This is a genomic window from Pseudophaeobacter sp. 1A16562 (assembly GCF_041008785.1).
In the GTDB taxonomy this organism is placed as follows: Bacteria; Pseudomonadota; Alphaproteobacteria; order Rhodobacterales; family Rhodobacteraceae; genus Phycobacter; species Phycobacter gallaeciensis_A.
The window spans coordinates 131553-153169 of sequence record NZ_JAXGFT010000001.1 but is presented as its reverse complement, the minus strand read 5'-3'; the positions used below and the strand labels follow the sequence as shown (position 1 = coordinate 153169).

Here is a 21617-nt window from a genome sequence, read left to right as displayed (position 1 = left end):
GGACCGGGCCGGTTGGGTTGGGGGTGGCGCTGGGGTGCCGGACAGCTGTGCTGCCCGGCGCCCCAGCGCCCGGATCGGATCGCGTTGCGATCCGACCGCCTCCCTCGATGAAACCCATGGTTCTCTCTGGCGGTTCGGGGCTTAGCGTGTATGGTTCGGCAAAAGCGCTGTGCCCTGCGAAAGCGGTAGTGCAAAGCGGATGAAGTACAGGGGAGTCCTCACATGCCAGTCTTGCGCGAAACCGAATTCACCGGAGAGATTGTCTGGATGGGACAGGTTCCGGCAGGAGAGGGGCTTGCAGCGATTCCACAGCAGACGCTGGACCTCGGCTTTGACGGCATTGCGGGGGAGCGTCACGAGGGCAGTTTGCGTTCCTCCTGCGTGCGGGTGAAGAACCTCTATCCCACCGGCACCGAAATCCGCAACGTGCGCCAGCTGACCATTCTCTCTGAGGAAGAGCTGGCCCTGATTGCCGCGGATATGGGGCTGGAGCAGATCGACCCGGCCTGGCTGGGTGCCAGCCTGGTGCTGCGCGGTATTCCCGATTTCACCTTCATCCCGCCCAGTTCCCGGCTGCAGGGGCCGGATGGCACCACCCTGACCGTGGATATGGAGAACCGCCCCTGCGTGCTGCCGGGGCGCGAGATCGAAAAGGATCATGGCGGTTACGGCGCGAAATTCAAACCTGCGGCGAAAAACCGACGGGGAATCACCGCCTGGGTAGAACGTCCGGGTCGGCTCTCAATCGGGGATGCTCTGACGGTTTTTGTGCCGGATCAGCGCGCCTGGGCGCCCTGAAGCCGCGCCCGAAAGGAACAATGCGTTCCTTTCCGACACTCGAAGTTCCGATCGAATTCGCCCTACGCCGCTTCAAGACACGATAATGTCGGAAATCACGCGCGCCATTTGCCGCAGTCTGGCTAAGTCTTGGTCAACTCCGGCCCGCGAGCCGGTCAACGGACAGAAACAGGTCAGGAACCAGGCCATGAGCTACAAGAGTGACATCGAAATCGCGCGCGAAGCGAAGAAGCTCCCCATTCAGGACATCGGCAGCAAGCTGGGCATGTCGCATGACGATCTGCTGCCCTACGGCCACGACAAGGCCAAGGTGAGCCAGTCCTTCATCAACTCGGTGCAGGATAAACCTGATGGCAAGCTGATCCTGGTGACCGCGATCAACCCAACCCCGGCGGGCGAAGGCAAAACCACCACCACCGTGGGGCTGGGCGATGGTCTGAACAAGATCGGCAAGAACGCCATGGTCTGCATCCGCGAAGCCTCGCTTGGTCCGAACTTCGGTATGAAGGGCGGCGCCGCTGGTGGTGGCTACGCGCAGGTCGTGCCGATGGAGGACATGAACCTCCACTTCACCGGTGACTTCCACGCGATCACCTCGGCACACTCGCTGCTGAGCGCGATGATCGACAACCACATCTACTGGGGCAACGAGCAGGAAATCGACATCCGCCGCGTCCAGTGGCGCCGCGTTGTCGACATGAACGACCGCGCCCTGCGCCAGATCAACGTGTCGCTCGGCGGTGTTGCCAACGGTTTCCCGCGCGAAGGTGGTTTCGACATCACCGTGGCCTCCGAAGTGATGGCGATCCTGTGCCTGGCCAACGACCTGCAGGATCTGGAAAAGCGTCTGGGCGACATGATCGTGGCCTACCGCCGCGACCGCAGCCCGGTTTATTGCCGTGATATCAAGGCAGAAGGCGCCATGGCGGTGCTGCTGAAGGACGCAATGCAGCCGAACCTGGTGCAGACGCTGGAAAACAACCCGGCCTTTGTTCATGGCGGTCCCTTCGCCAACATCGCGCACGGCTGTAACTCTGTCATCGCGACAAAGACCGCGATGAAAGTTGCTGATTACGTGGTGACCGAAGCAGGATTTGGTGCGGACCTCGGCGCCGAGAAGTTCATGAACATCAAGTGCCGCAAGGCCGGTATCGCACCCGACTGCGTTGTGCTGGTGGCCACTGTGCGCGCGATGAAGATGAACGGCGGCGTGGCCAAGGCAGATCTTGGCGCCGAAAACGTCGAAGCGGTGATGGAAGGCTGCGCCAACCTCGGCCGTCACATCGGCAACCTGAAATCCTTTGGTGTGCCGGTTGTCGTCGCGATCAACCACTTTGTCACCGACACCGATGCGGAAATCCAGGCGGTCAAGGACTACGTGGAAACCCAGGGCTCCGAAGCGATCCTGTCGCGTCACTGGGAACTGGGCTCGGAAGGCTCTGCCGATCTGGCCCGCCGCGTGGCGGAAATCGCCGACAGCGGCGTCAGCCAGTTCGCACCGCTCTACAACGATGAGCTGACCCTTTTTGAGAAGATCGAGCGTATCGCCAAGGGCATCTACCGCGCCGACGAAGTGCTGGCCGACAAGAAGATCCGCGATCAGCTGAAACTCTGGGAAGATCAGGGTTATGGCAACCTGCCGGTCTGCATGGCGAAGACCCAGTACAGCTTCTCGACCGATCCCAACCTGCGCGGCGCGCCCACCGGCCACTCGGTCCCGGTGCGTGAGGTCCGCCTCTCCGCGGGCGCCGGGTTTGTCGTGGTTGTCTGCGGTGAGATCATGACCATGCCGGGCCTGCCCCGCACCCCTGCGGCGGAAAACATCCATCTGAATGCCGAAGGGCAGATCGAAGGCTTGTTCTAAGGCGCAAATTGCGCAATCTGCGGCCCGGGGACCTATTCCCGGGCCGTAGGAGTTTTTGTGACGATGACCAATCCGAAACCACCGCAGGACTGTGCAGATATGGGAGAGTTGCGCGCCGCGATTGATGCGCTCGATGTGGCACTGGTCAGGATGCTGCGGGCGCGGGCGGATTATATCGACCGGGCGGTAGAGCTGAAGCAGGTGAATGGCTGGCCCGCACGGATCCCGGCCCGTGTTGAGGAGGTTGTGGTCAACGCCTGCCGCACCGCCGAGGCTGAGGGGCTCGATCCTGCTCTGGTCGAAGGTATCTGGCGCGATATGGTGGATTGGTCGATTTCGCGCGAGGCGCGAGAGATCCCCGAGACATGAGCGCGAGGCCGCATCTGGTCTTGCAGCCCTGAGAAGGAACGAAGCGATGGCAGCAAATATCATTGACGGCAAGGCCTTTGCGGCCAAAGTCCGTGGTCAGGTCGGCGAACATGTGGCGCGCCTGAAGGAAGAGCACGGCATCACCCCCGGTCTGGCGGTTGTGCTGGTGGGCGAGGATCCGGCGAGCCAGGTCTATGTCCGTTCCAAGGGCAAGCAGACCGTTGAGGTCGGCATGAACTCCTACGAGCACAAGCTGGAAGCGGATACGTCCGAAGCCGACCTGCTGGCGCTGATCGACCAGCTGAACAATGATCCTGCCGTGCATGGTATTCTGGTGCAGCTGCCGCTGCCCGGTCACCTGGACGAGGATCTGGTGATCAACGCCATCGACCCGGCCAAGGACGTGGACGGCTTCCATATCTCCAACGTCGGCCTTCTGGGCACCGGCCAGAAATCCATGGTGCCCTGCACGCCGCTGGGCTGTCTGATGATGCTGCGTGATTATCACGGCAGCCTGTCGGGCATGGACGCGGTGGTGATCGGCCGCTCCAATATCGTGGGCAAACCGATGGCGCAGCTGCTGCTGGGTGACAGCTGCACCGTGACCATCGCGCACAGCCGCACCAAGGATCTGCCCGATGTGGTGCGCCGCGCCGATATTGTGGTGGCCGCCGTCGGGCGCCCGGAAATGGTGCCCGGCGACTGGATCAAGGAAGGCGCTACTGTGATCGACGTTGGTATCAACCGCATCGACGCCCCCGAAAAGGGCGAAGGCAAGACCCGCCTTGTCGGTGACGTGCATTTCGAAAGCGCCGCGGCCCGCGCCGGTGCCATCACCCCGGTGCCTGGCGGTGTCGGTCCGATGACCATCGCCTGCTTGTTGGCCAACACGGTCACCGCCTGCTGCCGGGCCAACGGTCTGGCAGAGCCGGAAGGTCTGACCGCCTGATTGCTTTGATACTCTGACGCTTTTGTCAGCTGCACCCGCCGGACTGTTTCGGCGGGTGTTTTGCTGTTTGGTCTCTGGTGGGGCAGGATTTTACTTGGCGACCGGCACCATGGTGCCTTGCAGGATCGCCACCAGCTTTTCTTCCTCACCGGTGATGGCATGGACTTCGCAGGTAGCCACGACCAGCCGCCGCCCGGGTTTCACCACGGTGCCGGTGGCCCGCAGGCGATCCCCAGCGCCGGGCGCCAGCAGGTTGATCTTAATTTCTGCGGTCATCACTTCCTGATCCTCGGGCATCAGGGACAGCGCCGCGTATCCTGCTGCGGTATCGCCGATGGCAAAGGTCAACGCCGCGTGGGCGACGCCATGCTGTTGCAGGCTGCTGGGCAGGATGGGGGCGGAGACCACCACCTTGCCTGGCGACACGGAATCCAGCGTGGCGCCAAGGGTTTGCATCATGCTTTGGCGGGCGAAACTGTCTGATATGCGATCTGTGCTCATGCCGCGATCATACGGCCTGCAGCGACCGGTGGGAACAAGACGTTGCGTTAGCGGGGCCAGCCTAGCGAGGCATTGGGCAGGGCAGGGGTTTTGGTCCGGTCAGGATCGCAATCGCTTCTGGAGCCATCAGTCCCGCAAGGGCAGGATCACTGCTGCGCAGCCCACCGGTATAGGTACCAAAGGCGGGCAGGATCAGTCGGGTGCGATCCAGCAGAAAGGCGGGGCGGGCACTGCCCCGGCGTAGCCGCGCCTTGGGGTGGTAATGGCCCGAGACCTCTCCGGCTTCGGCGTCACCCTCGGCAATATGGCGAAAGGTGAGCGGGCCAAGGCGCATCTCGGTGCAGGAGCGACCGCCAAATCCCGCAGGGCCCGGATCGTGGTTGCCCTCCACCCAGATCCAGTCCTGTGCGGCGATCAGGCTGCGCAGGTCCTGCATGTCTTCCGGTGGCAGGGCCTCGGCGGCGGCCAGATCGTCGAAACTGTCGCCAAGGCAGAGCACGGTTTCGGGCTGGAGTTGCCGGATCTGCGCTGTCAGCCGCGCCAGTGTATCGCGGGTCTCATAAGGGGGCAGGGGCGCACCGCCGCGCCGCAGGTGGCGCTCGGATTTGCCCATATGCAGGTCCGAGACACAAAGCAGCCGCCGCTCTGCCCACCAGAGCGCGCCACTGCCAAGCGCGGTGAGCCGTGCGCCTGCCAGTGTGAAATCATAGCCGACCAAGGCGCCCTGAAATCCTGCCGGATCGTTCATGAATCCAGCTCCGCGAGGCCCGAGGTGCGCATCAGTTCTTCGGCTTCGCGCTCCAGCAGTTTCTGTGCTCCCGCGCCCTGAACTGGCACCTTTCCCATTTCCAACAGTAAGGGCGCGGCCAGCGGGCTGATCCGCTCAAGTCGTCGCAGGGTCACGCGGCCCCGGATGCGGTCGGCCATTTCCTCGATACGGGCAAAATCCACCAACCCGCTTAGCGCTTCGTCGCGGGTGATATCCAGCAGCAGGTGATCGGGATCGTATTTGCGCAGCGTGTCATAGAGGATATCGGATGAAAACGTCGCCTGCCGCCCGGATTTGCGGGCGCCGGGGCTGTTGCGTTCGATCAGCCCGGCGATGGTGGCCGCGCCGCGAAAGGCGCGTTTCATCACCGCGTTTTCCGCCAGCCACCGCTCCAGCCCGTCGCGCAGGGCCTCGGCCTCCAGCAACGGCGCGGGGTCGGTCAGCTCCGCAAGGCCCCAGATCAGCGTGGCGTAATCTGTGGCGACAAAGCCCAGCGGATCAAGGCCCAGCTCCTCCATCCGTTTGGTCACCAGCAGCCCCAGCGTCTGCTGAGCGTTGCGCCCGGCAAAGCCATAGAGACAGGTATGTTCCCGGCCCTGATGCGGAAAGCTTTCGATCAGCATCTGCCCGGCGCGGGGCAATTCGGACACCTGGCGCTGCAGGTCAAGCCAGTCGGCGGTGTGGGCGGGCAGATCGGGCCAGTCGCCGCGCGCCAGAAGGTCCAGAATGCCCTTGCTCAATTGGGTGGAGGTGGCGAATTTGGTGCCCGAGAACACGGCGATCTTCGGCTTGCGGCCCCGGTCGCGGCTGACCTCCACTGTCATTTCGCGCAAGGATTCATAGCGCACGATCTGGCCACCGATCAGGAAGGTATCGCCGGGGGTCAGTGTGGCGGCAAAGGCCTCTTCGATCTCGCCCAGCGCCTTGCCGCCGCGGCTTTGTTTCATGCGCACCTTCAGAAGGTCGGCGTCCTGAATGGTGCCGATATTCATGCGGATGCGGGCCGCCGCGCGCGGATCGCGCAGCTGCCACAGGCCGTCCGGGCGCTGCAGCAGGCGCTGCCATTGGTCATAGGCGCGCAGGGCGTAACCGCCGGTGGCGCAGAAATCGAGACAGGCATCGAATTCCGCGCGGCTGAGGGCAGCATAGGCGCCTGTGCTGATGACCTCGGCATAAAGCGCATCGGCATCAAACGGTCCCGCGCAGGCGGTGATCAGGATATGCTGGCACAGCACGTCGCGCGGTCCCGGTGGGCGTGGATCGCCATCAAGCCTGCCTGCCTGCACCGCCTCCAGCGCGGCGTGGCATTCGATCACCTCAAACCGGTTGGCAGGCACCAGTAGCGCCTTGGACGGGGCGTTGTAGCGGTGATTGGCGCGCCCGATGCGCTGCACCAGCCGTTTGACGTTCTTCGGGGCGCCGATCTGGATCACCAGATCCACGTTACCCCAGTCGATGCCCAGATCCAGCGAGCCGGTACAGACCACGGCGCGCAGCTCTCCGGCGACCATCGCGGCCTCGACCCGCTCGCGCTGCGCCCGGTCAAGCGAGCCGTGATGAATGGCGATGGGCAGCGCGTCTTCATTGGCAAGCCACAGGTTGTGAAAGAAGATTTCCGCCTGTGCCCGGGTGTTGTGAAAGATCAGCGTGGTCTGATGGGCGTGGATCTGTTCCAGCACGGCAGGGATCGCATGGGCCGCGCCGCCCCCGGCCCAGGGCGGTGCCTCACTCGTGTGCAACATGGCGATATCGGGGGCGGGGCCGGGATCAGCCAGCACGATATCGCAGGGGTCCGGATGGCGCGCCAGATAGCGGGCGATGGCGGCGGGATCATCCACCGTGGCCGAAAGGCCCACCCGGCGCAGATCCGGGCAGAGGCTTTGCAGCCGCGCCAGCGCCAGCATCAGCTGATCACCGCGTTTGCTTTCGGCAAGGGCGTGGATTTCGTCGATGACGATGCGCCGCAGCCCGCCAAAGGTGCGGGCGGCATCCTCGTAGGACACCATCAGCGCCAGGCTTTCGGGGGTGGTCAGCAGGATATGCGGCGGGTCGGCGCGCTGGCGTTTGCGGCGCGATTGCGGGGTGTCGCCGGTGCGGTCGTCAATCCGGATCGGCAGTCCCATTTCCTCAACCGGCGTGCGCAGGTTGCGTTTGATATCCGCCGCCAGCGCCTTGAGTGGTGAGACATAGAGCGTGTGCAGACCTTCGTGGCTGCCGTCCGCCAGCTCGGCCAGCGTCGGTAGGAAACCGGCCATCGTCTTGCCGCCGCCGGTGGGGGCGATCAGCAGCGTGGCGGGATCGGTGGCACGGTCCAGCATGTCCTGCTGATGCGGATGGATGGTCCAGCCCCGGGCGCTGAACCAGTCCAGGATCCGGGGCGGCAAGGCGGCGGTGCTATCCATAAAGGTTCCGTTTGGGGCGGCGTGGGCAGGGCGTCAGGAGGCGCCGGGGACCTGCGCCAGCCGCGCGCTGATGGCTTTGATTTCCTCCGGGAACCGGTTGTTACCAATATCCCCGGCTTCTTCGGTCCAGGTGACGAACCGTTCGAACAGGGGGACAAATAGGGCGAGTTCCTCTTCGCTCCAGCCTGAGAGGAATTCTCCGAGAACAAGGAACTTGAACTGGCGCACGGCCTCGATGATGGCGGTGCCGCGTTCCGTCAGTTCAACCAGCGTGCGGCGGGCGTCGCGCTGACTGACGGTCCGGCGTGCAAGGCCCCGGGCGATCAGGTCGCTGGTCAGGCGTGAGGCCCGCGAGGGGTCGATGCGCAGCCGGGTGGCGATGGTAGAGACCATGACCTCTTCCTCGGCATCGTCGCTGCCAAAGGTGCTCGCCGGGGCCCAGATCGCCATCATCACGTCAAGCTGGGCCAGATCGACCTCCTCGGCCAGCCCAAAGGCCGCCAGCGCCGCCGAGCCAAGCTCGCGCTTGTTCACCCGGCGCCGCCACTGTTGCAGCACGTCGTCAATCTCCAGCGCTGCCGTGCTGGTGCGGCTGTCAATCCCGGCCTGTTCCAGGAAATTCGTCAGTTCGGTGTTGCGCCCGGCTATGGTTCCATCCTCCAGGAGGTCGTCGGCCCGGGGGGCTGACAAAATTACATGCTGTTGACATGTAAATGACATCGTCATACATGTGCTATTATCAGATGACCTGTTTCAGGGCCGAACGCAATGCAACTGCGGAGCGGCCCCCTTTCAAATCAAGCCAGAGCAAGGATTATCACGTGAGCGGACCGATCCCAAGCACCCCCGGAGCCCTGGACGACAGAGAGCTGAAGCTGATGATCGGCGCGGTGGCCTCTGTCTTGTTCATTGCCTCGCTGGGTCAGACGGTGGTGACGACGGCGCTGCCCACGATTCTGAGCGAGCTGGGCGGATTGTCGCAGATCACCTGGGTCATTACCGCCTATCTGATGGCGGCGACCGTCGGGGCGCCGGTCTGTGGCAAGCTGGGCGACCTGTTCGGGCGCAAGCCGGTGATGCAGGGCGGCATCGTGGTGTTTCTTGTTGGCTCACTTATCTGCGCGCTGGCGCCGAACCTCTGGGTGCTGGTGGCGGGGCGGTTTGTACAGGGCGTTGGCGGCGGCGGGCTGATCGTCGTCTCTATGGCCACTGTCGCCGATGCTGTCCCCGCCCGCGAGCGGGGGCGCTATCAGGGGATGTTGGGCAGCGTCTTTGCTGCCTCAACCGTGGTCGGCCCGCTGGCGGGTGGCTTTATCGTGCAGCATTTCGCGTGGGAGTGGCTGTTCCTGCTGAACTTGCCGCTGGGGTTGGCGGCTTTTGTGGTGTTGGCCCGTTCGCTGGCCACGGTGCCGACCGGGCGGCGACCGTCGATTGACTATGCCGGCGGGTTGAGCCTGTCGCTGCTGCTTTCACTGGCGGTGATCTCAGCGAGCCTTGGCGGCTCTACCCTGCCCTGGAGCAGCGCAGAGATGCAGGGGCTGTTGATCGCGACACTGGCGGCGCTGGCCGTCTTTGTGATGATCGAAAGCCGCGCCAAGGAGCCGATCCTGCCGCTGCGCCTGTTCCGGATCAACAATTTCCTGGTGTCCAACGCAGTTGGGCTGATCGTCGGTTCGGCGATGTTCGGTACCATCGTGTTTGTGCCCTTTTTCATGCAGGTGGTGCGGGGCATGTCGCCGGCGCTGTCGGGCATGTTCACCTTTCCGATGATGGTCGGGATCATCCTTGGTTCCTCCATCTCGGGGCGGATCATGGTGCGGACCGGGCGGTATCGGTGGATGCCCACCGTATCCACGCTGATCCTGGCCGGGGCGATGGCCTCCCTTGCGCAGATGGGCACCAGCACACCCGAATGGTGGATCGCGGTGTCGATGGTGTTGACCGGGCTGGGGATCGGGCCGGTGATGGCGGTTGGCGTCACTTCGATCCAGAACGCGGTGCCGCTGACCATGGTCGGCGTCGGCACCGCCAGCGCCAATATGTTCCGGATGATCGGCGGCTCTGTCGGCACGGCGGTCTTTGGCGCGGTGTTTGCCGCCGGTCTGACGCGGGAACTGGGCGGCGCCCTTGGCGGTATGAACCCGCGCAGCCTCAGCAAGGATGCCATCATGGCGATGGAGCCGGGCCTGCGCGAGGCGGTGGTGACCGGCATCGCCGAGGCGCTGCACCCGGTGTTCTGGGCAGCAACGGTGCTGGCTTGCCTTGCCTGCCTGATGTCGCTGTTCCTGGCGGAAATCCCGCTGGAGGAGCGCAGCATGAGCCGGACGGCAGAAGCGGATTAGATGCCGCCAAAAGGCAGGCCGTACAGAGCCTGATCCGGGGCGTGCTGTTTGCCGCGCCTTACTTCACGATTTCCTCGTCCTTGACAAACATGTTCGCCCAGGCCCGGTCGATCAGATCGGGGCTCATCTCGTAGGGGATGCCTTCGAAATCGCAGATCGCCATCATCTGGTCGATCAGGAACACCGGCTGGTAGTTGGCGTATACGTTGTCGATGGTGGGGTATTTCGTCTTCAGGAGATGCACCAACGTGGCCTCGTCCAGGCGCATCCCTTTCTTGCGGGCCACCAGCGCAAAGATTTTGAGAAAGTTTTCCTGATCCGGACCGTCGATCTTGATCTTGAAGAAGATCCGTCGCAGCGCCGCCTGGTCAAAGATCTCGTTCGGGTGAAAGTTGGTGGAAAAGATCACCAGCGTGTCGAAGGGCACTTCGAACTTTTCGCCCGATTGCAGCGCCAGGATGTCGCGCCCCTCTTCCAGTGGCACGATCCAGCGGTTGACCAGGGCCTGTGGCGGCTCTGCCTGACGGCCAAGGTCGTCGACGATGAAGATGCCGCCAGTAGATTTCAATTGCAGCGGCGCCTGGTAGGTGCGCGCGGTCGGGTTGTAGACCAGATCCAGCATCGACAGGGACAATTCGCCGCCTGTGACCACGGTGGGCCGTTCGCATTTCACATAGCGCGTGTCGAACCGGCGCGGGCGGCGCAGGGCATTGGGGTCTTCGGCTTCTTCGGGGGCCGCGGTGTGCACGATGGGGTCATAGACAGTGATAACCTGACCGGCGTATTCGATGGCGCGCGGCACGTAGACACAATCGCCCAGGGCATCGCGGATCCCGTTCGAGATCGAGGATTTCCCGTTGCCGGGTGGGCCATACATCAGGATCGACCGGCCAGCGCTGACGGCAGGGCCGAGGTGGTCCAGCAGGCTGTCGGGCAGGATCAGGTGCCCCATCGCATCGGTCAGCTGCTGCCGGGTGACCATGATGTTGCGGATCGACTGGCGTTCGACCTGTTCGCGGTAGACATCCAGCGGCACAGGCATGGCACCGTAGTATTCGGACTGGCTGAGCGCATCGAGCGCGCGCGCGCGCCCCGCATCGGTCAGCTGATAGCCCATTTCATTACCACTGTTGGCGTTGAGCGTGCCGGTCGCCTCCAGCAGTTTCTGTTCGCGGGCCATGTCGACCAGTTCCTGCGTTACCGGGATCGGCAGGCACAGCGCGGCGGCGATATCGCTGACCATATCCGCGTTCTTGCGGAACATGGTTTTCAGAAGGATATCGCGCATCATCACGATGGGCAGCTGCATCTGGGCAAGCCCCTTGGGCGCGGGCGGCGCCACCACGGCGCTGGTCTGCATGTTCATGTCACGGCCTGTCTGTTCATCCTGTGCCCCTGCTACGCCTCTGCCTGGCGGGGCAGGGGACAAGAGCTGCGTTGCTGACCTCACAGTCTATTCACCACTGTGGCAAGACAACGGCAATGCTGGTGCATTTCCGGGAAAGGCGTTGCAATTTGAGCTGGATTTTAGTGACCGACAGGAGGTCTCAGCTTTGGTATCAGGCGGCTGCAGGCAGGCTGCCAAACAGGGTGCCAAGGATCAGGTAGATGGCCAATGTGCCGCCAAGGCACAGGCCCATGGGAAACTTGCTGCCGACGTTCCAGCTGCGCCAGTCGGGCGCGAGCCTGCGCAGCGGTGTGTATTTCACCAGCCTATGGGTGACAAAGCCCGCAAGGAGATTGGCGGAAAAGATCATCATCACCGCAGGCAGATCAGCGAGCGCCACCAGCGGCGCGGCAGCCCCGGCGAATTTGGCATCCCCGGCGCCGATCATGCCGGCCGAATAGAACAGAAAGCCAAGGCCGATCCCGACGGGAAGATGCAGCAGTTGCCAGCCATAATCGGCCCAGGACGGCATCACGAAAAGCCCAACCACCACATAGACTGCACCCAGCGTGTCATTGATCCAGTTGGGAATGCGCATGCCGCGCAGATCCGTCAGCGCTGCCGCATAGCACAGCGGCAGCACGAAGGGCAGGAACCACAGCGCGGCCTGGGCCGGGATGGCCAGATGGACCATGGATCAGCCGTTTTCGAGGGCTGCCAGCGAACGGGCTGCGGCCTCAAAATGCTGGGGGTGGGTAGCGATGGCTTCGCGCAGCAGGTTCTCACCGGTCTTGACGTCGCCCTGCTTCACCGCCGACAGCGCCAACGTGTGCAGCAGTTGGGCGCGCTCTGTCTGATCGAGCGGGATCACCGGCAGGGTGTAATTGCGCTGGGCACCGCGGGCCAGAACCAGGTTGTTCTTGGCGGTGAACAACGAGGGATCCTGCCGGATGGCGTCGCTGAACAGGCGCTCGGCCTGGGCATAGCTGCCGCGTGAGAGTTTTGAATAGCCCCAGTTGTTCATCACCTTGGCTGGCTGCGTGGTGAGGCCAGTGGCGATTTCATAGAAACTGTCGGCGCGTTTCCATTCCTTGTTGGCATCCGCCACCATCGCCTCAAGCCGATACCGGCGATAGGTTTCATGTGTTGGTGGCACTGAATCCAGCGCGGCCTTTGCTCCTTTCCAATCGCCGGTGCGGATCAGGGCGTCTGCCAGCGAGACCTTGTCTTCCACGGTCGCCTCGGGGTGGGCCGCGACTTTTTTCCAGGCGCTTGCGGCCTCGGTATTGCGTTTGGCGCGGATCATCGAAGTGGCCAGCCCGCGCTGGAAATCGATCCGGTCCGGAGCGGATTTCAGCGATTTCTGGAAGTAGCTCACCGCCTCATTCGGGTCCGCCACGGTCAGCATCACATCGTTGAGGTTGTGTTCATCGACGACGTTCACGTCCTGAAACGCCCGTTCGACGGTTTCCTTGCCATCGGGTTTTACGCAGGCCGACAGGGCCAGTGCGCCGATCAGGCATGGTGTCACAAGAATTGACTGGCGCATTTTATGCGTCCTTTTGCTGCTCTGCCTTTGCGGTCTTGGAGTCAGGGCACCTTGCCAATCCGGTAGCTGCCGCCGCCTTGCCGCATCAAAGTGTAGTCGTTTCGACTTTCGTTTTGCGGATCACTATGCGCGGAATTTTCAAGATTTTCGAGAGCCCGGCGCAAATTATCCCGGATTGCGTCACTTTCGCCATTATCCAGCGCATAGGCACGGCGCAGAATTTGTGTGGCTTCCGGAGTTTTTCCGCGCTCCATAAGGACGACGCCAAGGTTGTTCAGGGCCTCGGGCCAGTCTGGCGCGGCCTTTGTTGCGCGTCGCAGCAGGGTTTCTGCCTGACCCAGACGGCCAAGTCCCAGATTGGCCGATCCCATGCTGGACAGCACCTCGGCGGTCAGCCCGTGCTCCAACCCGGCGCGGGTAAAGGCATCAAGGGCCAGCTCGTACTCTCCGGCATCCATCAGCCGGTGGCCGACCACCAGCCCGTCCTCGGCCTGTTTGCGGGTATCCACGCCGGGTGCCCAGGGGCTGGCGGGATCCTGATGCATAATCTGCGTATCGCAGGCCCCAACAGCAAACACCGCCATCAGCGCGGCGGCATGGATGGCGGTTTCAGAAACGTATAGGCGGTGGGGCACTGCCCTCCGCGAATTGGTCATGATCAGTTACCCATGTTGCCCATATTCAGGATGCCCTGCACCGAAGGTCCAACCAGAATGATCAGCAGCGGCGGCACCGTGAGGCCCATTGTGGCAAGAGTCATTTTCACTGGCAACTTGTTTGCAGCCTCTTCGGCACGCATCACGCGTTTGTCCCGCATTTCGTCGGCATAGACCCGCAGCGCATCGGCGATCGAGGTGCCGAAGGCCTGCGACTGGATCATCACGGTGGTGAAGGACGAAACATCCTGAACCCCGCAGCGGGTGCCCATGTCGCGCAGCACCTTTTCCCGTTCCTTGCCCGCTTTCATCTCATAGGCCACCACTTCGAACTCCTCGGCCAACGCCGGGTAAGAGGCGTGCAGTTCCTTGGCGACGCGCACGATGGACTGGTCCAGCGACTGACCTGCCTCCACGCAGACCAGCATCATGTCGAGCGCATCGGGAAAGCCTTGGGTGATCTGTTTCTTGCGCTCTTCGATACGGCGGGTGACCCAGTATTTGGGCAGCATATAGCCCGCGCCGCCGGGGCCGATGATGCGCAGTGCCAACTGCTGGCTGTCAAATTCAGTGCCGGCCTTCAGCACGAAGACATAGAACAGCCCCGCGCCAAGCCCCAGAAGACCCAGGGCAAACTGGGCAAAATGGAACAGGCGCACTGAGTCCTTTGAGGCATAGCCGGCCTGACGCAGCTTCAGTTCCATCGCCGAAAGTTCCTCGGCGTTCTGCGGCTCCAGGAAGGAGGCGAATTTCTGCAGCTGTTCGTTGCGGTTGGCCTGGCGCAGGCGTTCTTTTTGCGGTTTTGCCTGCGTTTCCGGGGCCATGTTCTTTTGCAGCTTCTTCAGCGGATCCTCAGGCTGATTGAGGATCAGCGGGATCGCCAGCAGGATCATGAACAGACCCAGAAGACCCAGCGCCAGCAGCGGACCGAAGGCGCCGAACTGATCGGTCAGAAAGCCGTTGATGTCGGACAGAATGGACATTGCGCGCTCCTCAGACCTCGATATTGGTCAGCATTTTCATCACGAACAGGTTCACGGTCAGCATGATCCCGACAAGGAAACAGGCAGGTATGAACCACGGGTGATCCAGAACATTGTCGTAATAGTTCGGATCCTTTAGAAGAATGCCCCCCAGTGCCAGAAGCGGGAAGGCAGAGAGGAACTTGCCCGACCATTGCGCTTCGGCGGTAATCGCCTTCACCTTGCGGAACAGGCGGAAGCGGGCGCGGATCACTTTGGCCAGCCCGGCCAGAACCTCGGCCAGGTTGCCGCCCGATTGCTGCTGGATGGTAACGGCGACTGCCAAGAAACGCATGTCTTGCATGTCCAGCCGTTCGGCCATTTCTTTCAGCGATTCACCCACGTCGCGGCCATAGGCGGCTTCATCGGCAATCATTCCGAACTCTGAGGCAAGTGGGTCTTCGATTTCGTTCGAGACGATCTGAATGGCCGAGGTGAAAGGATGGCCGACCCGCAGCGAACGCACCATCAGTTCGACCGCGTCGGGCAGCTGTTCCTCGATCATCGTCATACGCTTGGTGGCCTTCTTGTTGACCCAGAAGAAGACGCCGCCGACGCCGATCACGATGGAGCCCAAAATGCGCACGGGGAACGGTGCAGCGGTGCCCACGCTGAGCCCGATAAAGGCGATGATCGCAACCAGCCCCATGATCATGATTAACTGCTTGGGGGTAAAGGCGATCGCTGCCTTCTGAGCCCGTTCCGCCAGCAAAGAATAAAGTGGGATGGTTTGAGATTTGCCGTGCTGTTTCAGCTCTTTACGCAGCTGTTCCAGTACCTGTTCGCGGGTATTGCCCTTCTCCATCATTTCCAGACGACGGCTGACCCGGCTGTTGAGCCGGATGGACTTGCCAAAGACGACCAGATAGATGCCTTCGACCAGCACGATGACGCCGACAAAAATCAGTCCATAGATCAGCGGTTCGATAGGGATTTGCATCAGATCACCTCCATCCGCGTGGGCTCATAGATCGACGGCGGCAGGTCATAGCCCCACAAACGGAAGCGTTCGGAATAGTGGCTGCGTACGCCGGTGCCGGTGAAATGGCCGATGATCTTGTTTTCCGGGGTCAGCCCGACGCGTTGGAAGCGGAAGATCTCCTGCATGGAAATCACATCACCTTCCATGCCGGTGATTTCGGTGATCGAGGTCATCCGGCGCGAACCATCCTGCAGGCGTGAGGCCTGAACGATCACGTTCACCGCGCTGGCGATCTGGCTGCGCACCGCCTTGATCGGCATTTCAATCCCGGCCATGGCGATCATGTTCTCAAGCCGCGAAATCCCATCGCGGGCCGAGTTGGCGTGGATCGTGGTCATCGATCCGTCGTGGCCGGTGTTCATCGCCTGCAGCATGTCGATGACCTCTTCACCGCGCGTTTCGCCGACGATAATCCGGTCCGGGCGCATCCGAAGGGCGTTTTTCAAACAGTCGCGCGGGGAAACTTCGCCTTTGCCTTCGACGTTTGGCGGGCGGCTCTCCATGCGGCCCACGTGGGTCTGCTGCAGCTGGAGTTCGGCGGTATCCTCAATGGTGAGGATGCGTTCCGAATCGTCGATAAAGCTGGACAGCGCGTTGAGCGTGGTGGTCTTGCCCGAACCGGTACCGCCCGAGACGATCACGTTCAGCCGGGTCGACACAGCAGCTTGAAGATAGGCGGCCATTTCCTCGGTAAAGGCGCCGAAGTTCACCAGATCGTCGATGCCGAGCTTGTCTTTTTTGAATTTCCGGATCGAAACCAGCGATCCGTCAACCGCAACTGGCGGGACCATGGCATTGAAACGGGAGCCATCGGCAAGGCGGGCGTCCACATAAGGGTTGGATTCATCGACCCGCCGACCTACGGCCGAGACGATCTTGTCGATGATCCGCATCAGGTGCTTTTCATCTTTGAAGGTCACATCCGACAGTTGCAGCTTGCCTTCGCGCTCGACAAAGATCTGCTGCGGCCCATTGACCAGGATATCACTGACGGTTTCGTCCTGAAGCAGGGTTTCCAGCGGCCCCAGACCGGTGACTTCGTCATACAGCTCCTTGTTGAGCGTCATGCGATCTTCGCGGTTGAGGGCGATACCCTTTTCTTCAAGGATTTCGCCGGCGATCTGCGAGATTTCGGTGCGCAATTCCTTTTCGCTGGCTTTTTCAAGGGCTGCGAGGTTCAGGTTTTCCAGAAGTTCACGGTGCAGCTGCACCTTGATTTCGCCCAGCCGTTCTTTGCGCTTGCGGTCCCTGTCCGCCTGCGGCGCTTCGGCCTTGGCGCGCGTCATGGGCCGACGTAGGGAGGCGGCCGCTTTGGGCGCAGCTTCGGCGGCCGCCGGGGCAGCTGCGACAGGCGCAGCAGACGCCTGAACCGGTGCCGGACGTTTCTTGGCGGCTGGTTTTTTGTATTTCGAAAACAACTTCTATCCCCCGGTTTTGCCGCAGCCTAAGCGGCTGCGTCGGCTTCCGCCTGGCCCAGCTCGTGCAGGGATTGCGCGAGCTTCGCGATTTCCTTGCGCAGTGGATTCTTTGGATTGGACAGCGCCAGCGGCAGACCGTGGTCGCAGCTTTGCAGTACAGGTTTGCCGCCGTCCGGTAGCAAGAGTTCAATCGAGATCCCGAGACTGTCTGCCATGCGTTTGACGCGGCTCTTGCCGCTGAGGTCGGTGAATTTCGGCGCCCGGTTCAGCGCAAAGCGCAGCTTGTCAAACGGCAAGCCTTCGGATTGCAGCGCCCGTTTCAGCCGCAGGGTGTTCTGGGCCGAGCGCATATCAAGCTCGATCATCGCGAAATAGACATGGGCCATGTGCAGCATGGTTTCGGACCATTGCACCAGCGTATGTGGCAGATCTACCACCACGAAATCAAAATGGCTGCGCGCCATTTCGATCACCCGTTCCACGTCCTCAGGGGTGATGATTTCCAGCGGAATCATGTCCGACGGGGCGGTCAGCACCTGAAGCTTATCCTGGAAGGGGAGCAGCGCTTGTCCAAACACCTCTTCGTCCAGGCTTTCGGTTTCGCTCAGCATTTCCATCACGACTTCGCGGCGGGGCAGGTCAAGATAGGTGGAAACCGAACCGTATTGCATGTCGAAATCCAACAGGCAGACGCGTGGTTCCTTGCTCTTGCTCAGCTCGGCCAGCTCCCAGGCGAGGTTCACCGCCAGCGTGGTCGATCCGGTGCCACCGGCCAGGCCGTGGCAGGCGATCAAGGCCCCTTCGCGTCGACTGCCGCTTTTCAGCTGGTGCGGATTGGTGTCGGGTTCCGGCGGCTTGTCCTCGGCGCTGAGCCGGTCGATGGCCGCCTGCAATTCCTGTTCCGGCAAGGGGTAGGGGATGAATTCATCGGCGCCCTGGCGCAGCAGCGAATGCAGCGCTGCCGGGGTCACGTCTTCGGCGATGAGGATGACCTTGATCTCCTTGGCATGGGCCTGTGCGATGATTTCCCCCATCAGGGTCAGATCATCCTCGTCCTGGGCATCCATCGCCATGGCAACGAATTGCAGGGTTTCTGCCTCGGGCTGGGCGAAGAACGCCAGCGCCTCGGAAAACCCGAGATCGCCCCAGGCTTCACCCAGAGCTGCCTCCATGTCTTCGATCAAGAGGTCGAAATTCTGAACATCGCGACTGATCGTACAGGCAACAATTGCAGGTGTATCAGTTTGCGGCAGTCCGCTGCTCATCGCCAACATCCTCATAGTCAAAAGAAGCCGGGCCCCGGAGCGGGGCGCACCTCACCTCTTGTAGAGAATGTCCGTTAAGATCTTGACCACAATTGGACGAAAAAGCCCCAATTGTAGGGAAAAGTTAAGGGGTTTTGAGTCGGAATTTTATTCCAGATTGCTCTGCAGCGATTGCTCAGCCGTCAGCGTCGAGGCGGGAACGGCACTGGCAACATACTCGCGGTAGATGATCTGCGCATACTTGCCATCCAGCACCGTGGGATGTCGTTTCAGGAAGCCGCTGACCTCGGTCACGGTGCGGCGGTTGCGCCGTTCACGGTCCTGCGTGACGATGAGCGGCTGGGTCTCGCCATAGGATACCATTGCCTCCAGCCGGGCCCGGCTAATCCCGCGTGAAACCAGGTAGTTAACGGCGGCCTGTGCGCGGCGCCGACCAAGGCGTTTGTTATAGCTGCTGCTGCCGACGGCATCGGTATGGCCGTAAACGCGGAAGCGGACCTCGGGGAACTGTTTGATCCAGTGTGCCTGCTGGTCCAGCGTCGCGCGGGCGGCACCGTCAAGCTGGGCGCTGTCGAATTCGAAGTTGATGGTGGTCGGAACTTCCTCGGCGAACCGGCCCGCGAGCTGGATTGCGAAATCGCGCTCGCCGCTCATCACGGCAGTATTATTGGCATTGGATTGGCCAAACAGGTCACCTGACAGCGGTTTGCCCGCTTCCCGCGTTGCGCAGGCGGAAGTGGCAAGAAGCAGTGCCAGAACAGCGGATTTCTTGATCATCGGCCCCATCTTTCCTGTGGTCAGTCCATTACATAGCCATAAGAGCCGTTGAAGTCCTGTTTCGCCACTTCACTGGCGGGGCCGGAGCTGCTGCGTGCGGTGCGGCCGAACAGGAACAGGTCCGCTTCGCTCGGCGGCTTGATGCGGTCGGTCGGAAGCGTCAGAGCCTCGCCACGGGTCGGGGTGACCAGATGGGCGCTGACGATGATGACCAGTTCGGTCTGGGCGCGTTGATAATCGGCGCTGCGGAACAGGGCGCCGAGCACCGGTACATCCCCAAGCCAGGGCAATTGTGACGAGTTATCAAGGAATTCGTCCTTGATAAGCCCGGCGATGGCAAAGCTTTCGCCATCACGCATCTCAACCGTGGTCGAGGTTTCGCGGCGTGAAAACGCGTTGATCGACAGCCCGTTCAGCTCCAGCGAATTGGTCGGGTCGATGGCCGAGACGGCGGCCTTCAGTTCCAGGTTCACGATGTCCTCATCCACCACGCGGGGAATGAAGTTCAACTCGATCCCGAAGGGTTTGAATTCGACGGTGATCAGCCCATCTTGCTGGGCCACCGGAACCGGATATTCACCGCCGGCCAGGAATTTTGCCTCTTGTCCGGACAGGGCGGAAAGGTTGGGTTCGGCCAGGGTGCGCACGACCCCCTTCTGTTCCAGCGCCTCAAGCAGCAGCCCGACCTGAACCGACCCGGCGTTAAAGCCAAACAAGACGGCGCCGGTATTGCTATTGGCGGCGGGAATGTTGCCGGTCAGCGAATTGGTCAGGCCGGGCTGGTTGTTCAAGGTGTTGGTGCCACCGTTGACGCCAAAGCTGCTGCCGCCGTTGATCCCCAGCGAAGAGCTGAGCGACTTGGAGACGGAACGCTGCATTTCGGCAAAACGGACTTTCAGCATGACCTGTTGTACGCCGCCGACGGACATCAGGTTGCTGACGCGGTCGGGGGCATAGCGTTCGGCAAGATCCAGCGCCCGCTGCAGGCGGGCCGAGCTGGAGGCGGTGCCGGAGAGCACAATGCCGTCATTGGCAGTGCGCACTTCGATCTTCTCGCCGGGCAGGATCTGGCGCAGGCGTTCCTTGAACTCGGTCACGTCGGCGGCGACGCGCACATCCACATTGGTGATCAGCCGCCCCGAGGCATCCAGCAGCGTCAGAGTGGTCAAGCCGGGCGATTTGCCAAGCACATAGATCGTGCGGTCGGAAAGAGAAGAGATGTCGGCGATGCTGGGATTGGCGATGCTCAGTTCGGCAAAGGGTTCGTCGCTTTCGACCACGACGGCGCGGTTCATAGGCACATTCAGCGATGCCGAAGTCCCTTTCTTCACCACGCGCAATCCATTGGCCAAAGCCCCGTCCGGGACGGCCATACACACCAACGATAGCCCGGTCAGGGCTGCCGCTACAAACCTACGAAATGCCATGTGACCTGCCTTTCCGATCACGCCTCAACTCCGGGTCTTTTTGCCCGATATTTCAGGTCACTGTGCGGCAGTTCCCGAATTATTGCAAGAATCAAAGGAAAACGGGCGGCTGTGGCAGCGCGGCTGTGTGGGGTCGGGGCAACAAAAGAACACGCCAGCCGCCCATTCTGGGTGACTGGCGTGTGGTCCAAGGTCTTGGGACTATTTGGTTTTACTGCATCTTGTGCCGACTTGTGCTTCAGTCGGAGCAGGGGATCGGGATCTCGACCACCTCGGCGCCGCGGCGGGTACGGATGGTGCAGACCCGCTCTTCCTTGGCGATAACCGGTGCTTCCACCGCGCTGAGCCCCAGCAGTTTGCGCTGGTCCACTTCGACAAGCGCAGCCACGGTATCGTCCTGAGCGCCAACAAGGGCGAGGGACAGTTTGCCGGTGCTTTGGGCCTGGGCGAGGGCGGCGACCTGCTCGGGCCGGGCGGCCACGGTGACGGTGCGGGCGATCACCGCGCCGCTGATGTCTCCGCCTGCGCTCTGATCGACGGCGATCAACTCGACGTTGGTTTCGATCAGCCGGGTGACTTCCCCTTGGACATTGGAATTGGTGCCCCGCACGGTGCCGGTCCAGTAGACATCGACGCGGTCACTGGGGCGCAGGAAGCCGGACACACCGGATGCCACATCAACCTTGATGGCAAAGGCACGCATGCCGCGGGCGAGGCGCGAGGTAATACCTGCATCTTCGCCCGGCGCGGTGACCTTGACCGCAAGCAGCGGTTCGCCCTTTTCCATGGTGCGCAACACGACGCGCGGCTCATCGGCGCGTTCGGGAGGAAACAGCGCCTCAAGGCTGGTAAATGCACCTTCCGGAACGGCATTTTCCGGCCAGCGTACCTTACGGACGGCATCCTCGCTCAGCCGTTCGCCATATTTCAGCGCCTTGTCTGCAACGTATACATCTGTGACCGGGACGACTTCGGCCCGGTTTGCCCGCTCGCGGGCCAGTTCGTTCTGATAGGCCGAGATGTAGTTCTTCGCCATCATAACGGCGCCACCGGCCAGGGCGACACCGACAATCAGCACGAGTCCGAAAACCGCACGCATTGTGGTACCTCTCATTTGTTATCTTCCGGCGTCCACATGGT

At 62.0% G+C, this 21617-nt stretch carries 20 protein-coding genes; 5 read left to right on the top strand and 15 right to left on the bottom strand.

Annotated elements, in window-relative coordinates; translation table 11 throughout:
- Positions 1-222 precede the first annotated feature (222 nt).
- The 4 genes from SM764_RS00715 to folD all read left to right on the top strand — a co-directional run bounded on the left by SM764_RS00715 (position 223) and on the right by folD (position 3980).
- The gene (locus SM764_RS00715; RefSeq protein ID WP_274831310.1) at positions 223-798 is read left to right on the top strand and encodes an MOSC domain-containing protein; all 576 of its coding nucleotides are present in this window, start codon (positions 223-225) and stop codon (positions 796-798) included.
- A 187-nt stretch (positions 799-985) separates the two neighbouring features.
- The gene (locus tag SM764_RS00710) at positions 986-2662 is read left to right on the top strand and encodes a formate--tetrahydrofolate ligase (RefSeq protein WP_065273725.1); all 1677 of its coding nucleotides are present in this window, start codon (positions 986-988) and stop codon (positions 2660-2662) included.
- Between the two features lie 63 nt (positions 2663-2725).
- A complete protein-coding gene (locus SM764_RS00705) occupies positions 2726-3031 on the top strand; it encodes a chorismate mutase (RefSeq protein ID WP_065272680.1) in 306 nt (101 codons plus the stop codon).
- A 46-nt stretch (positions 3032-3077) separates the two neighbouring features.
- Positions 3078-3980 carry a bifunctional methylenetetrahydrofolate dehydrogenase/methenyltetrahydrofolate cyclohydrolase FolD gene (folD, locus tag SM764_RS00700; protein ID WP_274827737.1) on the top strand — a complete coding sequence of 301 codons (903 nt, stop codon included), beginning with the start codon at positions 3078-3080 and terminating at the stop codon, positions 3978-3980.
- A 90-nt stretch (positions 3981-4070) separates the two neighbouring features.
- On the opposite strand, the gene SM764_RS00695 is transcribed toward folD, so the two are convergent.
- From SM764_RS00695 to SM764_RS00680, 4 genes are all read right to left on the bottom strand, one after another.
- Positions 4071-4481 carry a PaaI family thioesterase gene (locus tag SM764_RS00695; RefSeq protein WP_065272682.1) on the bottom strand — a complete coding sequence of 137 codons (411 nt, stop codon included), beginning with the start codon at positions 4479-4481 and terminating at the stop codon, positions 4071-4073.
- A 61-nt stretch (positions 4482-4542) separates the two neighbouring features.
- Positions 4543-5199, bottom strand: a complete 657-nt coding sequence (gene pdeM, locus SM764_RS00690; RefSeq protein WP_369000916.1) for a ligase-associated DNA damage response endonuclease PdeM — start codon at positions 5197-5199, stop codon at positions 4543-4545.
- Between the two features lie 26 nt (positions 5200-5225).
- The gene (locus tag SM764_RS00685) at positions 5226-7652 is read right to left on the bottom strand and encodes a ligase-associated DNA damage response DEXH box helicase (protein WP_369000757.1); all 2427 of its coding nucleotides are present in this window, start codon (positions 7650-7652) and stop codon (positions 5226-5228) included.
- 33 nt (positions 7653-7685) lie between these two features.
- The gene (locus SM764_RS00680) at positions 7686-8342 is read right to left on the bottom strand and encodes a MarR family winged helix-turn-helix transcriptional regulator (RefSeq protein ID WP_369000756.1); all 657 of its coding nucleotides are present in this window, start codon (positions 8340-8342) and stop codon (positions 7686-7688) included.
- 131 nt (positions 8343-8473) lie between these two features.
- Between SM764_RS00680 and SM764_RS00675 the strand changes: the two genes are divergently transcribed.
- The gene (locus SM764_RS00675; RefSeq protein ID WP_065273727.1) at positions 8474-9994 is read left to right on the top strand and encodes an MFS transporter; all 1521 of its coding nucleotides are present in this window, start codon (positions 8474-8476) and stop codon (positions 9992-9994) included.
- A 58-nt stretch (positions 9995-10052) separates the two neighbouring features.
- On the opposite strand, the gene SM764_RS00670 is transcribed toward SM764_RS00675, so the two are convergent.
- The 11 genes from SM764_RS00670 to cpaB all read right to left on the bottom strand — a co-directional run bounded on the left by SM764_RS00670 (position 10053) and on the right by cpaB (position 21576).
- Entirely contained in the window at positions 10053-11360 is a 1308-nt protein-coding gene (locus tag SM764_RS00670) for a DUF8689 domain-containing protein (protein WP_274867038.1), read from the bottom strand.
- Between the two features lie 193 nt (positions 11361-11553).
- On the bottom strand, positions 11554-12075 hold the full coding sequence (locus SM764_RS00665) for a prepilin peptidase (protein WP_368947180.1): 522 nt from the start codon (positions 12073-12075) through the stop codon (positions 11554-11556).
- 3 nt (positions 12076-12078) lie between these two features.
- Entirely contained in the window at positions 12079-12930 is an 852-nt protein-coding gene (locus tag SM764_RS00660; protein ID WP_065272686.1) for a tetratricopeptide repeat protein, read from the bottom strand.
- 41 nt (positions 12931-12971) lie between these two features.
- Positions 12972-13586 (bottom strand): tetratricopeptide repeat protein, encoded by a 615-nt coding sequence (locus SM764_RS00655; protein ID WP_369000755.1) that lies wholly within the window; start codon positions 13584-13586, stop codon positions 12972-12974.
- A 2-nt stretch (positions 13587-13588) separates the two neighbouring features.
- Positions 13589-14569, bottom strand: coding sequence for a type II secretion system F family protein (locus tag SM764_RS00650; RefSeq protein WP_065272687.1), 981 nt, complete (start codon positions 14567-14569; stop codon positions 13589-13591).
- Positions 14570-14579: 10 nt separating this feature from the next.
- The gene (locus SM764_RS00645) at positions 14580-15548 is read right to left on the bottom strand and encodes a type II secretion system F family protein (RefSeq protein WP_368998637.1); all 969 of its coding nucleotides are present in this window, start codon (positions 15546-15548) and stop codon (positions 14580-14582) included.
- Positions 15548-17008: a TadA family conjugal transfer-associated ATPase gene (locus tag SM764_RS00640; RefSeq protein WP_274827745.1), complete on the bottom strand. Its 1461-nt coding sequence runs from the start codon at positions 17006-17008 to the stop codon at positions 15548-15550. Before SM764_RS00640 ends, SM764_RS00645 begins: the two co-directional genes overlap by 1 nt.
- 26 nt (positions 17009-17034) lie before the next feature.
- Positions 17035-18273, bottom strand: coding sequence for a CpaE/TadZ family protein (locus tag SM764_RS00635; protein WP_369000754.1), 1239 nt, complete (start codon positions 18271-18273; stop codon positions 17035-17037).
- Between the two features lie 147 nt (positions 18274-18420).
- Positions 18421-19050, bottom strand: coding sequence for an OmpA family protein (locus tag SM764_RS00630; RefSeq protein WP_274834500.1), 630 nt, complete (start codon positions 19048-19050; stop codon positions 18421-18423).
- A 20-nt stretch (positions 19051-19070) separates the two neighbouring features.
- Positions 19071-20477 (bottom strand): type II and III secretion system protein family protein, encoded by a 1407-nt coding sequence (locus SM764_RS00625; protein WP_369000753.1) that lies wholly within the window; start codon positions 20475-20477, stop codon positions 19071-19073.
- Between the two features lie 238 nt (positions 20478-20715).
- On the bottom strand, positions 20716-21576 hold the full coding sequence (gene cpaB / locus SM764_RS00620) for a Flp pilus assembly protein CpaB (RefSeq protein ID WP_065272692.1): 861 nt from the start codon (positions 21574-21576) through the stop codon (positions 20716-20718).
- Between the last annotated feature and the right edge of the window lie 41 nt (positions 21577-21617).

Excerpts from the sequence above, each read along its gene's own strand:
- SM764_RS00715 (WP_274831310.1), top strand. The coding sequence starts at position 223 with ATGCCAGTCTTGCGCGAAACCGAATTCACCGGAGAGATTGTCTGGATG.
- SM764_RS00710 (WP_065273725.1), top strand. The coding sequence starts at position 986 with ATGAGCTACAAGAGTGACATCGAAATCGCGCGCGAAGCGAAGAAGCTC.
- SM764_RS00705 (WP_065272680.1), top strand. The coding sequence starts at position 2,726 with ATGACCAATCCGAAACCACCGCAGGACTGTGCAGATATGGGAGAGTTG.
- folD (WP_274827737.1), top strand. The coding sequence starts at position 3,078 with ATGGCAGCAAATATCATTGACGGCAAGGCCTTTGCGGCCAAAGTCCGT.
- SM764_RS00695 (WP_065272682.1), bottom strand. The coding sequence starts at position 4,481 with ATGAGCACAGATCGCATATCAGACAGTTTCGCCCGCCAAAGCATGATG.
- SM764_RS00685 (WP_369000757.1), bottom strand. The coding sequence starts at position 7,652 with ATGGATAGCACCGCCGCCTTGCCGCCCCGGATCCTGGACTGGTTCAGC.
- SM764_RS00670 (WP_274867038.1), bottom strand. The coding sequence starts at position 11,360 with ATGAACATGCAGACCAGCGCCGTGGTGGCGCCGCCCGCGCCCAAGGGG.
- SM764_RS00665 (WP_368947180.1), bottom strand. The coding sequence starts at position 12,075 with ATGGTCCATCTGGCCATCCCGGCCCAGGCCGCGCTGTGGTTCCTGCCC.
- SM764_RS00660 (WP_065272686.1), bottom strand. The coding sequence starts at position 12,930 with ATGCGCCAGTCAATTCTTGTGACACCATGCCTGATCGGCGCACTGGCC.
- SM764_RS00655 (WP_369000755.1), bottom strand. The coding sequence starts at position 13,586 with ATGACCAATTCGCGGAGGGCAGTGCCCCACCGCCTATACGTTTCTGAA.
- SM764_RS00650 (WP_065272687.1), bottom strand. The coding sequence starts at position 14,569 with ATGTCCATTCTGTCCGACATCAACGGCTTTCTGACCGATCAGTTCGGC.
- SM764_RS00645 (WP_368998637.1), bottom strand. The coding sequence starts at position 15,548 with ATGCAAATCCCTATCGAACCGCTGATCTATGGACTGATTTTTGTCGGC.
- SM764_RS00635 (WP_369000754.1), bottom strand. The coding sequence starts at position 18,273 with ATGAGCAGCGGACTGCCGCAAACTGATACACCTGCAATTGTTGCCTGT.
- SM764_RS00630 (WP_274834500.1), bottom strand. The coding sequence starts at position 19,050 with ATGATCAAGAAATCCGCTGTTCTGGCACTGCTTCTTGCCACTTCCGCC.
- SM764_RS00625 (WP_369000753.1), bottom strand. The coding sequence starts at position 20,477 with ATGGCATTTCGTAGGTTTGTAGCGGCAGCCCTGACCGGGCTATCGTTG.
- cpaB (WP_065272692.1), bottom strand. The coding sequence starts at position 21,576 with ATGCGTGCGGTTTTCGGACTCGTGCTGATTGTCGGTGTCGCCCTGGCC.